The organism is Metapseudomonas otitidis (assembly GCF_900111835.1).
GTDB classification, from domain to species: domain Bacteria; phylum Pseudomonadota; class Gammaproteobacteria; order Pseudomonadales; family Pseudomonadaceae; genus Metapseudomonas; species Metapseudomonas otitidis.
In genome coordinates this window covers 263,574-277,894 of sequence record NZ_FOJP01000008.1, presented here as the reverse complement: position 1 = coordinate 277,894, position 14,321 = coordinate 263,574, and the positions used below count along the sequence as shown (strand labels likewise).

Here is a 14,321-nt window from a genome sequence, read left to right as displayed (position 1 = left end):
CTGCTCCAGCTCCTTGATGCGCTGCTCCGGCGTCAGTGGCAGGTTGGGTTCGGACATCGACTTGCTCCTGGCGGATCGAATGGAGGCTCCTTGACTCCAGTCCTGCCGACCATGCTTGCGTAACCACACCAGCACCGTCGAACGGCCCTGGATGCCGTAGCGAGCCTGAGCCTCCTTGTAGCTCATTTCGCCTTTTTCGACTTGATCGACCACTGCCAGTTTAAAAGCCTGCGTGTAATCACGCTGACTGCGACGGATACCTTCTGCCATCGGGACTCTCCTGAAATAAGGGCGAAGGTGTAAACCTTATTCAGGACGGGACAGCGAGCGCAAAAAAGCCGGCTATAAGCCGGCTCCTTTTTGACCACGACGCTCACTCAACAACGAGTCTGTCGCGGTTAGCCTCCAGAGTCTTTGCACCGATCCCCTTTACCTGCAGGAGATCGTCCACGGAAGAAAAAGCACCGTTGGCCTCCCGGTAAGCCACTATGGCTTTGGCCTTCATCTCACCGACTCCAACCATTGCATCCTGCAAGGTAGCGGCATCGGCTTTGTTGATGTCTACTTTCTTTGTCACCTGCTGGGCCGCCACTTTTAATGGCTCATCCTTGGCTGGCGCTTCAACAGCGATAGCAGAACCAGCGAAGCCGAGAAGTACGAACAGCAGGGAAAGAACCCGTACGAGCATCATCACTTGAATCTCCATGTGGCTAACGTGTGGGCGGTATTCCTTAATCCGCCGAGCCAAGCTAGTCATTCGGGAGCGTAGACTCAACTTCTCGCTGCTGATGGATCCAGTCAACAATTGCCTCCTGCGGAGAGTAACCATTTACGGTCTCGCGTAGGATTTTTCGAACCGCTTTGTAATCGCCCTGTTCGACAGCCTCTAATAGCCGCCCGATAACACCCTTTAGAGCATCCCAAGGCAAATGCACCTCATTGGCTCGCATGATCATAGGATGATCAGTAAGAGCGACGTTTTCTCCGATCAACAACTCTTCGTAGAGCTTTTCACCCGGGCGCAGGCCAGTGAACTCAATCGCTATGTCTCCACCGGGGTCATCAGTACTTCTAACAGATAATCCGGAAAGACGAATCATCTTCTCCGCCAACTCAAATATCTTTACTGGCTGCCCCATATCCAAAACGAAGACATCCCCCCCCTGCCCCATTGATCCCGCCTGTATGACAAGCTGCGCCGCTTCAGGGATCGTCATAAAATAACGAGTTATATTAGGATGCGTGACCGTGACCGGACCACCTCGCCTAATCTGCTCACGAAAAAGCGGAATAACTGAACCTGAAGAACCAAGCACATTACCAAAACGAACCATTGTAAAGCGAGTTTTGTTAACTAGACATAAATCGCCTGCCTCACCAAATAAAACCGGCGCCGACTCGTGACTCAGCGCTTGCAATACCATCTCAGCCAGACGTTTAGTGCTACCCATAACATTTGTAGGCCGCACTGCTTTATCGGTCGAAATCAGAACAAAATTATCCACACCAACTCTAACTGCAGCCTGCGCAACATTAAGCGTACCGATCAAATTATTATGTACGCCCTCAGCAATATTATGCTCGACCATCGGCACATGCTTGTAGGCAGCAGCGTGATAAACGGTATTGACGCGCCAAGTTTGAAGAATGTCGAACAACCGCTCGGCATTACGGATAGACCCCAGGATCGGCACCAGCTTGATCGGCAGCGACTCCCGATCGATACGCTGCTGTAGCTCGCCATGGATGCTGTAGAGGTTGAATTCGCTGTGCTCGAAAAGCAGCAAGGTGCGTGCACCACTGGCAAGAATCTGCCGACACAGCTCCGAACCAATGGAACCGCCAGCACCGGTTACCAGAACGACCTGATCCTTGATGCAGCGCTGGAACAAATCCTGGCGCGGAGGTACTGCATCACGGCCCAGGAGGTCGGCGATATCCACTTCCTGGAGGTCTTCGACCTTCACTCGCCCGCTGGCGAGATCCATGAACCCCGGGATACTGCGCACATGCAGGGGATGACATTCAAGGGCAGCGAGAATCTCCCGACGGCGGGCTCTAGATGCAGACGGAATAGCCAGAAGCAGCTCACGTGCACCTGTCTCTTCGATCATCCGCCCGACATGCTTCGGGGCATAAACCTTGACTCCAGCGATGACCCTTCCGACCAAACTGACATCATCGTCAATGAAGGCCACCGGTTTCATGCCATGGCTCATGCGCAACGCAGAGAGCAGTTGATTTCCCGCTGCCCCCGCGCCGTATATTGCTACCTTGACTGCTTGAGCCGACTGACGACCGGGCGGAAAAAGCTCACCACTGAAGTACTGGCGCATGAGCAGACGCAGCCCGCCAACGAACAGCATGGAGATTGCCCAATAGATGAATACCACCGAGCGCGGCATCAGTTCTTCGGGCTGCATCAGATAGATCACAACGGCCAATAATAGCGCCGATAAACTGATCGCATTGAATATCGTCATGAGCGCCGCGCTGCTGAAATAACGCAGAACAGCGCGATAGAGGCCAAAACGCACGAACAGGGGAATTGCTGTCGCCGGAGCGGCAAGGAACAGCCACAGGTACTCGCCAGAAGGATCAATCAGTACCGATGTTCCCAAACGCACAAAAAATGCCAGCCAGAGTGCGAGCCAGAGGAGAAGCACATCGACCATTACCTGAAGAAGGCGTTTCCTGCCCCGAGGAAGCTCCAGCAATACGTGACGCACTCGATCTATTGAGTTACTCATCCTTCCGCCCTTCGGATTGCATTCACTTGCAGCTCGCCGCTTCGGACATGACATCCCCCAGCACCTGAACGGTTTTCTCCAGCTCCGAATCCGTCAAGGTTGGGTGCACCATGAACATGAGACTGGTCTCACCCAGTTCGCGAGCGACTGCCAGATGTGGCTCCGGACGCCAGTCAGTACCGTCGAATGCTCGCTCTAGGTAGACCTCCGAGCAAGACCCAGAGAATGTGGGAACGCCGCGAGAATTGATCGCCTCTAGAATTCTATCTCTCGACCATCCTTCCAGAAGCGCTTCAGGCCTGACGAACACATAGCACTTATAGGCTGCATGCTCGATGTCACTTGGCAGGACAGGCACCCGCAATCCCGGCAGGGATGCTGCCGCAGTCCATATACGCTGGGCATTGGCCAATCGCCGAGAGTGCCAGAAAGGCATCCTGTTTAGCTGAATACGACCGATGACCGCCTGGACTTCAATCATCCTCCAGTTGGTACCGAAACTCTCATGCAGCCAGCGAAAGCCGGGAGTATGTTCACGCTCATAGACCGCTTCCCAGCTCTTGCCATGATCCTTGAACGCCCACATGCGCGACCACAGCTCAGGGCAGTCGGTTGTCACCATCCCCCCCTCACCCCCGGTCGTCATGATCTTGTCCTGACAGAACGACCAGGCGCCGATATGGCCAATCGAACCCACCGCACGCCCCTTGTAGAATGCCCCGTGGGCCTGGGCACAATCCTCGATGACCTTGAGATCATGCTCCTTGGCCAGCGCCATGATCGGATCCATGTCACACGGCCAACCGGCCAGATGCACGCATATCACCGCCCGGGTACGCGGTGTTAGCACCGCACGAATCGTCTCTGCCGTAATGTTCTGCGAGTCGCGGTCGATCTCGGCGAAGACAGGAACGGCACCCGCGTTGACGATGCTCGAAACCGAGGCCAGGAAAGTACGCGGCGTCACCACCACCTCGTCCCCCGCACCTACTCCCAACGCCTTGAGGGCCAGATCCAGCGCAACCGTGCCGTTAGCCAGCGCAATGGCGTGACGGGTTCCTACCCAGGCGGCAAACTCACGCTCGAAGTGCCTGCACTCCTCACCTGTCCAGTAGTTCACTCGATTGGAAAGAATGACATCGCGCGCGGCATCAGCCTCTTCGACAGAGAAGGAAGGCCAAGGCGAAAAAGGCGTATTCAACACAAGCAGATCTCTATCACGTTGAGCGTGGCAGCCAGCGGCCGACACGGATTTGACTAGCTAACGATCCGGGCAGGAACACCCACGACCGTGACATTATCCGGCACTTCGCCAACCACTGCAGCCCCGGCCCCGACGACTACATCGGTGCCGATACAGACTAGCTGGCGCACACTCGCGCCTATGCCGATCCAAGTTGCCTCACCTACCTGCACCCCACCGGCAAGACACGCTCCCGGGCTGACATGCACACCAGCACCGAGTACCGAATCGTGATCCACGCCGCAGAGGGTGTTGAGGATACAGCCCTCGCCGATACGCGCGAACGCATTCACCACCGCGCCGGCAAAAACCACGCAGCCAGGTTCGACCACGGCGTGGCGGCTGACGCAGGCCTGTGGATGCACGAGCGTCTCGATAGAAAAGCCGTGGCCCCGTAACAGGCTCAACTTGGCCAAACGCGTACGATTGTGTCCGATAGCCACGATCACCCCGGCAAAGCGCTCAGCCTGCTGCAACAGCTCGTCGGTACGGCCCTCAATCGCCCATGCACCGTTGCGCAGCACATTCGGGAACGCATCGTCGAAGAACGCCACATCCCATCCGCACAGCTCGGCGACATCCGCGACCACCTTGCCGTGACCGCTGGCTCCAAGAATCGCCAGGCGCTTCATTCTTCCTCCCCCGTGAAGCGCGAAGCGGTGGCCTGCCCTTCGGCGCTGATACCTTCGCGCACGAACACCTTCTTCACAGTCAACAGCAGAATGCGGATATCCAGCAGGAGCGAGCGATTGTCCACGTACCAGACATCCAGAGCGAATTTCTGCGGCCAGCTCAGTGCATTGCGCCCATTCACCTGCGCCCAGCCGGTAATGCCTGGACGCACCTCATGCCGTCGTGCCTGCTCGGCGCTATACAAGGGCACATACTCCATCAACAGCGGGCGCGGTCCGACCAGACTCATGTCGCCCTTCAACACGTTCCACAGCTCAGGGAGTTCATCCAGACTGGTGGCGCGCAGCAATCGGCCGAACCGGGTAAGACGAACATCGTCTGGTAAGGGATTCCCATCTGCGTCCAGCGCATCGCGCATGGTGCGGAACTTGATCATCATGAACGGTTGGCCGTACAAACCAGGACGCTGCTGACGGAATAGCGCGGGGGAACCCAGGTTCACACGTACCAGCACATAAACGATCAGCAGAACAGGCCAGAGCAATAGAAGAGCCGCTGTACTGCACGCAATATCGAAGGTTCGCTTAAGGCTCATGCCTTACCTTCCTTCGTGAGCACTCGAACGTAAAAATCGCTCAGGCCAGTCACGATCCGTTCACGAGAGAAACGCTGCAATGCGCGCGCACGCGCTGCATGCCCCATTGCCGAGCGCATTTCATGGTTGTCCAGCAGCGTCTGCAAGGCAGCCACCAGCTCCGTCACATTTGCCGGGAGAACCAGCAAGCCGGACTCCCCTTCCGCCACAGCATCGGTAAGCCCGTAGATCCGTGTAGCCACCGATGGCACGCCGGCTGCCGCGGCTTCGAGCACCGAGCTGCCAAATCCCTCGCGATAACTGGGCAAGCAGAAAATGTCCGCTGCGGCCATGTAGGATTCGGGCTCCCGGGTAAACCCCTGAAAATGCAGGCGCTCGCCCAGGCAACCGGCTACCGAACGAATATGCTCGGTCATCCCCCCCTCATCAGGCCCCACTATCAGCCAGTGAAGTTCGGGAAACCGTTCATCCAGTCGCAGCATCGCCTGGGCCATTTCGCGCAGCCCCTTGTCCACGTTCAATCGCCCGAGAAACAGCACTACGTAGGCATCATCAGGAATCCCGTGTTCATCGCGAACTCGCGTTCTAGCCTGTAGACAGGGACGGAAACGCTCACCATCCACGCCGCAGATGGAACCATCCCCGATGACCTCGATCCCTCCCGAGCGACAGACCTTCTCGGCAACCAGAAAGTCACGCTGTGACGGGCTGTCGGCGAGCAGGTGTGACGCTGCAGCGGCAATCATTCGATCCGCACTCTTGAGCACAAAACGTCCGACTCCCGTCCGGGTCACCCAGACCTGACCAGTGAACCAGTGCACTCGGACAGGTACTCCAGCCAACAGAGCCGCCAGCATGCCCAGCAGGCCGGCCTTCGGGGTAACGGAGTGGACTACATCGAAACGGTAGCGACGGAACAGACGCACCAGCAAGAACAGCACGTTCAAATCAGCAAACGGGGCGATGTCTCTCGCCAGTGGCACATTCAGATAGGTGATCCTTCCATCCTGCGGAAGCGGCTCGACGCCAAAGTTGGAGATGACGAAGATGTCGTGATCCTCGACAAGATGCTCAATATGCAAGCTCAGGAAGGCAGAGACCGTCATGGGAACCGCGGTAATGAAGCAGAGTCGTTTACGCCCCACTGTCGCGCTCCTGAACAGCTTGAAAACGGTAGATACGATACTCGCCACACACCTCTACCTCCGATGCGGGCAGATCGTCCAGAAAGCGCTGATTCACATAGGCGGGCCAAACGAGGAGATATGCCACATTCTGCTCCTGTATGAACTGACCGACCGGAATCAGCAACCTCGGAAAAACCGGCTGCAACAGGCGAAAACCATAGCCATGTCCACCAAACGCGACGGCCTTGCCGGTGCGAAAGGCCACCACATCATGCCAATGCTGCGGTAGGCACATGACCGTGCCATCGGGCAACTCCGCCAGCCGTCGTATGGCTCGATCCAGATCCTCGTCGACCTTGAGAGTCCGGCTAGTGCGCAAAGCGCGAAAGTACGCGAACAATGCAACCCCGGACGCAATAACCGTCGCCGCACAGATCAGCAGCGAAATCCAGCTACTCGCGACGGCTTGCCAACTCAGCCCCAGCGCCAGAGCCGCAGGAAAGCTACCGTTATAGCCATAGAGATAGCCCTGCCCCAGGCAGCGCAAGGATGGAATCAGGGTTGTCATCAGCGCGAAGGCGAAAGTACAGGCCAACCACCCGAAAACCAGCAGTTGAGCCTTTTCAATGGATTGCCCCTCCCAGCAGAGGATAAGTCCAACCAACAGAATGGAAGGCATCCACGGGTTGAAGCCGACAACGAAGGTGAGGCGACGGAAAGCGGCACGCCAGCCTTTGCGATAGAACTTGGAGGGGGACTCGAACGCGGGATCGCCATATACGGGCGACTCAAGTATCGGGTTGGCTCCAATCCAGCGCCAGTTGATGAACCAGAAACGCAGGATATCCACGTGGGCACGGAACACGAAGCGATAAAAACCAGCACTCAGAATCAACGCAGCCACGACACTCAGAACCAGCAGGAACGGGAATCTCGCCTCAAGCAGCACGATCCCAGCCACGAGTGCGACGAATACAAACAACTGAGTCGTCATCTTGTGGGTCAGAAGAACCAACCCACCGAAGACGGCTGCCGGCCACCATGGAATGTCTTCCCGCAGCAGCGTCGCCACCGTGAACAGCAGAGCCGCATCGAGAAACAATGCCCCCAGGCCTCTGGGGTTCAACTGGATGTTGTATGTGATCAGGACAGGCGTCAGGGCATAAACGAGGCCTGCAACCACCGCCACCGTCCAGTCCCCACCCAATACATAGCCCGCCAGCATCACCAGCAACAAGCGCAACAAGTCCAGCAGAATCGCCATCCATCCCGCATAGCGCTCGAAGACTGCTCGCGGCAGCTTTGCCAGAAGCCATGGAAACAGGGGCGGATACCACTGCGCCTCGTCGAGCTGGAACTGCTTCAGTTGCGGCGGAAACTCCCGCTGCCGCCGCGCTCTATCGATATAGGCCCTCCAGAACCACTGATCCACACCGCCCCCATGCGGAGAAAGACGCATGGGCAGCAGCCTCAGTGCCAGAGCGAAGACAAGTACAAGCAGCGTTGACAGCAACAACATAATTGTTCCTAGTTTGACGGTCGCGCGAGCCAACTCAACAGCAGACGCTCATGAGGCTTGAGCCAAACAGGCAGAACCGCTGCAATTTCTCGCGCATCGAATATGGGTGTAAACCGGAGAAAAAGGAGCGACAGCATCAAAACCAGGCTCCCCATCAGCAAACGCAGAATCATGCCATCGAATAGGCATAACAGCAGCCCACTCGCTTGACACCAGAGTAGAACCCCCATGAAACGAGCAGAGGGACGATGACCCGGAACGGCAAAGATCACGAACAGCCATTGCAGGATCATGTAAGAAGACACCACCCCAAAAGCTGACCCGCTCACACCGATCAGCGGCAGCAGGGATGCCGAAATAGCGGCATTCACCAGCAGTTTCACCAGAAAGAAAACGAAGGTAGAAATCAGCAGTCGCCCCTGCAAAAAGTAGACGATGCCGAAGAGGTGCTGAGCGATCGCCCCGGGAACCACGGCAAGCATGATGCCGAGCAAAGAGGCTGATGCAATGAACTCATCGCCCACCAATAGCAGAAAGATGCCGGGCAACACCGCCAGGGGAATCAGGATCAACATCCCCCACGCCAATGCGAAACGAGGCGCATCACGCGCCACCAAAAGATCAACGGCAACCGCCCCCTGCTTTTCGAAATGCTGGACGGCACGCGGCAGCAAGACGGAAACCAATGCAGTTGGCAAACCGATCAGGATAAGGAGGTACTGATAAGCTGGATGAAAAAGACCGACCTCATACTCGCCATGAAAATGGCGGATGAGAAAGTAGTCGCACCACTCAGCCAGATAACCGACCAGGAAGCCCGGAACCAAGGGAATGGCGAAAGCCATCAGCGATGGCAGCCTTGACCAGTCGAGTGAGCGCAGACGCGGGCGAAACCCGGCACAACGCAGCTCCCAAACCAACCACAAGAGCCAACCGCCTGCCATGGCGCCCAACAGGAGTTGAAGCTGCTCCGAGAACGTTGCCCCTCGCAATATGGGCGTCAACGCCAGCACTGCGATCGCGCCGATGAGCACGAGGTCGGCAGCGATGGGAGCCCAAGCCAGATGCGCAAAACGTTCGCAAACCTGCTGCAGGCTTTGAGTTTCGGCCATGCACCAGAATACCAGCATCGCAGGCAGCACATGGGTTCCACCACTATCGATGCCAAAGAAACGCTGTTGCCAATCGAAGGGATTTACGAACAACAGGATTACCGCGAGCAGGGCTCCAGCGGCGAGCAAGGGTAGACGGGCACTTAGGATCGAGTTCAACGAGCCGGAGTCCAGCCACTCCATCCGCCCGAAACGCTGAGTGATAGACTGCGTCCAATGCAGCAAGAGCTGGTTCATCAACATCCCGGCAGCCAGGATCATCGACCAGCTACCCAAGCCCTCAGGCCCAAGCACTCGCGCCAACAAGGCTGAGATCAACAACCATAGTGGCGCGCGAAGCATCTTACCCACGAGCAGGTTCAAAACGCCCAGACCAGCCCTCCTGTTGACCATCAAGCTCCCCAATGCATCCGCCGACGCAGACATAGCCTCCCTTAACGCCTAGGGAAGGCGCTCACTGACTGACGCCGATGACGCGGCAAGGCGTTCCGAAAGCCTTGCTACCAGCAGGGATATCCTTGAGTACCAGGCTGTTTGCCCCGATGACGCTTCCATCTCCGATGGTAACGCCTTTGGCGATGACGGTATTTGGACCGATGTAGCAGTTGGATCCGATTCTTGTCGGCGCAGTGACGATAGGTGCCTTACCCCCGCTCAGTGAGCGCTCCACCGTATCGTGTGTATATATCTGCACACCAGCCGAGATCGAGCAATGACTACCAATCTCAAGCCCGCCACCAGAGCCATCGAGAATAGTGAAAGGGCCAATCCAGGTATGCTCACCTACCCTCACGCTTCCAAAAACGATGCTGCTGTCGTAGATCGACGTCCCCTCGCCGAAACCGAGCTCCCTGGCCTTTTCCCAGCGATCCACCACATAGTCACCAAGCGGCAGGGTACGAGCGAACTTCTCGTTCACCTCACGGCGACGTGACAGCCAAAAGGCCCTGAGCTCGCTCAACAAGGCAAGCATCGTCTATACCCTCTCACCGCTCAGCACGTGCGATAACACCATCACTATCTGCTGAACGTCCTCCTGACTCATTCGCTCGTACAAGGGTAACGCCAGACCCTTGGCATATAGAGCCGAACCAGACACCGAAGGGACTTGCGGCTCGCCATATATGCCAATACAGGCCAGGCTCTGCGCACCAAGGTTCGCCTCGACGCCTCGCTCACGCAGCTTCACTATGACCTCATCGCGGTTGCTGGTCGCCCCCAGAACCACCATGAAGGTTTGCCAGCTATGGCCACTGAGCATGTCCGGCAACGCAAGGATTCCGGCCTTTTCCAGAGGGGCCAGAAGCTCTAGGTAGGCGCGGGCAAGCTGTGCTCGCCGGCCAATCCACTCATCCAGCAGCGGCAACTGAGCTCGCCCGAGAGCAGCCTGGAAGTTGGTCATCCGATAGTTGGTAGCAGGTTCGAAGAACTCCATGCCGGATGCTGTTCGCTCCATGCCATGGTTGCGCAGACGGCGCATGCGACCTGCCAAAGCCGCGTTGCTTGTCGCGATCGCCCCCCCTTCACCCGTTGTCAGCGTCTTGCGCGGGTGGAACGAGAAGCAACCGACGTCTCCCAGGGTGCCGGCCTTGTGCTCACCTTGTCGAGCACCCAGTGCACATGCCGCATCCTCAACCACGGTCAGCCCATGCTCCCTGGCAATACGGTTGATTTCGCCCATATCGGCGACGCAACCGAACTCGTGCACCGGCATTACCGCTCGTAGCCGCTCAGGGCCTTCCCAGCCCTGGACGACACACTCTAGCTGCACCGTATCCAGAGTATAGGTCCCCGGAACGACATCGACGATGACCGGCCTGGCGCCTGTCAGAGCCACAACGTTGGCAGTGGCCGGGAAGGTGAAATCTGGAACGATGACAGCATCTCCAGCACCGATATCGAGGGCCTGCAGGGCTACGTGCAATGCCGCAGTACCAGAGGATACAAGAACGACATCACTGCAACCCAGATAGGCTGCCAGCTCTCGCTCGAACGCTTCGCACTCCTGGCCATGCACCAGTTGCCCGGAACGCAGGACGCCGGCAACGGCAGCGATGGCCGCCTCACTGATATTGGGCTGGGACAACTTGAACATGATCAGCTCTTGAACAGATTGGAGAGTTGGGGCAAGGACGCTTCGTTCTCGGCAATCCAGGCGGCAGTACGCGCCAACCCCTCTTCCAGATCTACCTTGGCTTCGAACCCAATGAGTTCACGGGCCTTGCCGACCTTCGGAATGCGCAACTCGATGTCGGCCGACAATGCATCACGGAAGATGATCTTCGATGAGCTGCCAACGATGCGGCAAACGGCCTGGGCCAGACCGTATACGGTCGTTACTGCGCGAGAGTTACCGATATTGAACGACTCACCCACTGCGTCAGGGTGTTCCAGAGCGCAGAGCACGCCCTCGACCATATCGTCCACGTAGCACCACGCGCGAATTTGGCTACCATCGCCAAAGATCAGGATATCTTCGTTCTTCAGCGCCTTGCGCACGAAGATCGACAGTGCTCCCTCGCCAGTCTGCCCCGGCCCATAGACGTTGAACGGACGAACCGTCACAGTCGGCAGACCATACTGCTTGAAATAGGCATGTGCCAGGTGCTCGCCTGCCAGCTTGCTCACGGCATAAGTCCAACGAGCCTCGCCAACGGCTCCCGTGACAGTCTGCTGACCTTCATCCACCTTGAAGGCATGCGAGCCGAATACTTCCGAAGTCGAGAAATCGACGAAACGCTCTACGCCACCAAGCTCCTGAGCCGCTTCCATCGCGTTGGCAGCGCCAATCATGTTGACCCGCATGGTAGTGACAGGATTGCGCACCGTTGACTCGATGCCTGCGATAGCCGCGGCATGCACGACCAGTTGAGCCCCGACCATGGCACTCTTGAGCGCCGGGTAATCCAGCACATCGCCCTGAATCTGGCGAACATTGGGGTGGTTCGCGTACGGGGAATCCTTGAGCGTGTTGCGTGTGTAGTTATCGAATACCACGATCTCGTTCTGGTCAGCCAGTCGAGAGATGAGCATGCTGGCGATGAAACCGGCGCCGCCAGTAATGAAGATTTTTTTGCCTGTGATCATTCGATAGGGCCTTGTCTTGGAACGTTGAGGGCAAAGAAGATGATGAAATCTACGCGCTAGTCACTGATCGAGGCAGATCGCTGAACAGACGAAGAAGACGTATTTCTGAAAGGCGGCATTATGAAGTTTTTTTACAGATTTCACATCACCCATCGAACACCGGGAATGCTCCAACGAGAACACAGGCATGGCCTGGAGACAGACAAAGGGGCTGACGCAACAGGCCGAACGCGCACAGAGCAAGCAAATTGGCGCTCATAGAGACGGAGCCCCTCAACAGCAAAGGCAACCGGGGAACCGCCCCCTATTCGCGACCTTGGCAGATCACCATGTTCATGAGTGCCCGATTGCCCGGCGCGCTGAAACACGTGCGCACATGCCTCCCCCCTCTCACCGGATATGATTTGTTACCCCGCAAGCCCCTGCCCCGACGTACGCGACAGGGACTTTCAACCTGGAAACTGCCAAGGCACCGGTCGAGCAGATACCGCCGCAAATGAGTGCCCAGCCCGGTTTTCCTTGAACAGAATCCATGTGCCCCTGGAACATACGACCGACGGCAGTGAGGATTTTACGAATCACACCCGCCAAGACATCCCAGTAAGGAATTGATGATCGAGCGCAGTGAAACGTCGTCGAGATAAGGATGCATGGGCAGGCTCATGACTCGCTGAGCAATGGCGTCACCTACCGGAAGACAGGCATCGACGTCGCTGACGGCAGGCTGGCGGTTCAGTGGAATGGGATAATGCACCGCGGTAGGAATTCCGGCAGCCTTGAGCCTTTCCTGAACCTGTTCGCGGTTTTCCACCTGCACCGTGTACTGAGCCCAAGCGCTGCGATTGTAATCCTCGACGAAGGGCGCGGTGACACCAGCCTCGCCCAGCAGACGAGCATACTGCCGGGCAACCAGCCCGCGCCGTTCCAGCTCACCTGGAAAGAGGTCAAGCTTTGGCAGCAGAATGGCGGCCTGCAGGGTATCGAGACGGCTGTTCACCCCGACGCGCACATGGTGATAACGCCGATCCTGGCCATGACGAGCGATCTGGCGCACTACCTTGGCCAATTCGTCATCGTTGGTGAATATTGCTCCACCATCGCCATAGCAACCCAAGGGCTTACTTGGGAAGAAGCTGGTACAGGCAATGGTGGTCAGGTTGCAGGAGCGCTTGCCCTTGTAGGTGGCACCGAAGCTCTGCGCGGCGTCCTCGATCACGGGAATGCCATGCCGGGCAGAGATAACGTTGATCGTATCGAAGTCAGCACACTGGCCATACAGCGAAACAGGAATGATCGCCTTGGTGCGCGGGGTAATGGCAGCTTCAAGCAGCGCCGGATCGAGGTTATAGGTGCGCGGATCGACATCCACGTACACCGGTTTTGCCCCTAGCAGAGCGACTGTCTCGGCTGTGGCGATATAGGTGAAGCCGGGGGTTATGACCTCATCGCCCGGGCCAATACCCAGTGCCATCTGCGCAATCTGCAGCGCGTCGGTACCATTGGCTACGCTGATGCAGTACTTGGCGCCCACAAAAGCCGCCAGTTTCTCTTCCAACTCCGCCACTTCCGGACCAAGAATATACTGGCCATGCGCCAATACGCGCTGGATATTGGCATTGATCTTTTCTTTGATCAGCGCTTGCTGAGCCTTGAGATCGATGAATTCGATCACTGCGCTTGCTCCTTTCTCACAATGCCGCCCTCAAGCACATAGCGCTCCCCAGAGTGGATGCATGGTGCACTCCCCACCCCGGTGAGCGGCAAATCCAGTTGCTCGCCATACTCGCTCATCCAGCCTATATGTCGGGCAGGAACCCCAACCATCAGTGCATAAGCCGGCACATCCTTGTTGACTACTGCGCCTGCACCTATGAAGGCGAACTCGCCAATGGTGACGCCGCAGACGATGGTGCAGTTTGCTCCCAGCGTGGCGCCCTTCCTCACCAAGGTATCGCGGTATTCGCTCTTACGTTCGATCAGAGAGCGCGGGTTGTAGACGTTGGTGAATACCATGCTCGGCCCGCAGAAGACGCCTTCCTCAAGTGTGACGTTGTCATACACCGAGACGTTGTTCTGGATCTTGCAGTGATCGCCGATCAGCACTTTGTTACCGACGAATACGTTCTGCCCCAGGGACACACCTTTGCCAATCCGAGCGCCCGGGCATACGTGAACGAAATGCCAGACGCGAGAACCTTCGCCGATCTGAGCACCCTCATCGACGATGGCGCTGGGATGCTGATAGTGGCTCATGG

At 57.3% G+C, this 14,321-nt stretch carries 14 protein-coding genes; all 14 read right to left on the bottom strand.

Annotated features, from left to right (window positions below):
* Window positions 1-270 (bottom strand): helix-turn-helix domain-containing protein (locus tag BM198_RS12625; RefSeq protein WP_074970359.1); only part of this gene is annotated, 270 nt, incomplete at its 3' end.
* Between the two features lie 103 nt (window positions 271-373).
* Complete coding sequence (locus BM198_RS12620) at window positions 374-706, bottom strand: ComEA family DNA-binding protein (protein WP_394328343.1); 333 nt, start codon at window positions 704-706, stop codon at window positions 374-376.
* Between the two features lie 43 nt (window positions 707-749).
* Window positions 750-2,750, bottom strand: coding sequence for a polysaccharide biosynthesis protein (locus BM198_RS12615; RefSeq protein WP_074970357.1), 2,001 nt, complete (start codon window positions 2,748-2,750; stop codon window positions 750-752).
* A gap of 22 nt (window positions 2,751-2,772) precedes the next feature.
* Entirely contained in the window at window positions 2,773-3,954 is a 1,182-nt protein-coding gene (locus BM198_RS12610) for a DegT/DnrJ/EryC1/StrS family aminotransferase (protein WP_074970355.1), read from the bottom strand.
* A gap of 53 nt (window positions 3,955-4,007) precedes the next feature.
* Complete coding sequence (locus tag BM198_RS12605) at window positions 4,008-4,625, bottom strand: acetyltransferase (RefSeq protein WP_074970353.1); 618 nt, start codon at window positions 4,623-4,625, stop codon at window positions 4,008-4,010.
* Window positions 4,622-5,221: a sugar transferase gene (locus BM198_RS12600; protein WP_074970352.1), complete on the bottom strand. Its 600-nt coding sequence runs from the start codon at window positions 5,219-5,221 to the stop codon at window positions 4,622-4,624. Before BM198_RS12600 ends, BM198_RS12605 begins: the two co-directional genes overlap by 4 nt.
* The gene (locus BM198_RS12595) at window positions 5,218-6,366 is read right to left on the bottom strand and encodes a glycosyltransferase (protein WP_074970350.1); all 1,149 of its coding nucleotides are present in this window, start codon (window positions 6,364-6,366) and stop codon (window positions 5,218-5,220) included. Before BM198_RS12595 ends, BM198_RS12600 begins: the two co-directional genes overlap by 4 nt.
* Complete coding sequence (locus BM198_RS12590) at window positions 6,356-7,867, bottom strand: glycosyltransferase family protein (protein WP_074970348.1); 1,512 nt, start codon at window positions 7,865-7,867, stop codon at window positions 6,356-6,358. Before BM198_RS12590 ends, BM198_RS12595 begins: the two co-directional genes overlap by 11 nt.
* A gap of 8 nt (window positions 7,868-7,875) precedes the next feature.
* Window positions 7,876-9,372 carry an oligosaccharide flippase family protein gene (locus BM198_RS12585; RefSeq protein WP_279626033.1) on the bottom strand — a complete coding sequence of 499 codons (1,497 nt, stop codon included), beginning with the start codon at window positions 9,370-9,372 and terminating at the stop codon, window positions 7,876-7,878.
* A 61-nt stretch (window positions 9,373-9,433) separates the two neighbouring features.
* Window positions 9,434-9,952: an acyltransferase gene (locus BM198_RS12580; RefSeq protein ID WP_074970345.1), complete on the bottom strand. Its 519-nt coding sequence runs from the start codon at window positions 9,950-9,952 to the stop codon at window positions 9,434-9,436.
* Between the two features lie 3 nt (window positions 9,953-9,955).
* Window positions 9,956-11,074: a DegT/DnrJ/EryC1/StrS family aminotransferase gene (locus BM198_RS12575; protein WP_074970343.1), complete on the bottom strand. Its 1,119-nt coding sequence runs from the start codon at window positions 11,072-11,074 to the stop codon at window positions 9,956-9,958.
* Window positions 11,075-11,076: 2 nt separating this feature from the next.
* Window positions 11,077-12,066: an NAD-dependent epimerase/dehydratase family protein gene (locus BM198_RS12570; RefSeq protein ID WP_074970341.1), complete on the bottom strand. Its 990-nt coding sequence runs from the start codon at window positions 12,064-12,066 to the stop codon at window positions 11,077-11,079.
* A 571-nt stretch (window positions 12,067-12,637) separates the two neighbouring features.
* Window positions 12,638-13,738, bottom strand: coding sequence for a DegT/DnrJ/EryC1/StrS family aminotransferase (locus BM198_RS12565; RefSeq protein WP_074970339.1), 1,101 nt, complete (start codon window positions 13,736-13,738; stop codon window positions 12,638-12,640).
* The gene (gene wbpD / locus BM198_RS12560) at window positions 13,735-14,319 is read right to left on the bottom strand and encodes a UDP-2-acetamido-3-amino-2,3-dideoxy-D-glucuronate N-acetyltransferase (RefSeq protein WP_074970337.1); all 585 of its coding nucleotides are present in this window, start codon (window positions 14,317-14,319) and stop codon (window positions 13,735-13,737) included. Before wbpD ends, BM198_RS12565 begins: the two co-directional genes overlap by 4 nt.
* Window positions 14,320-14,321: the final 2 nt, after the last annotated feature.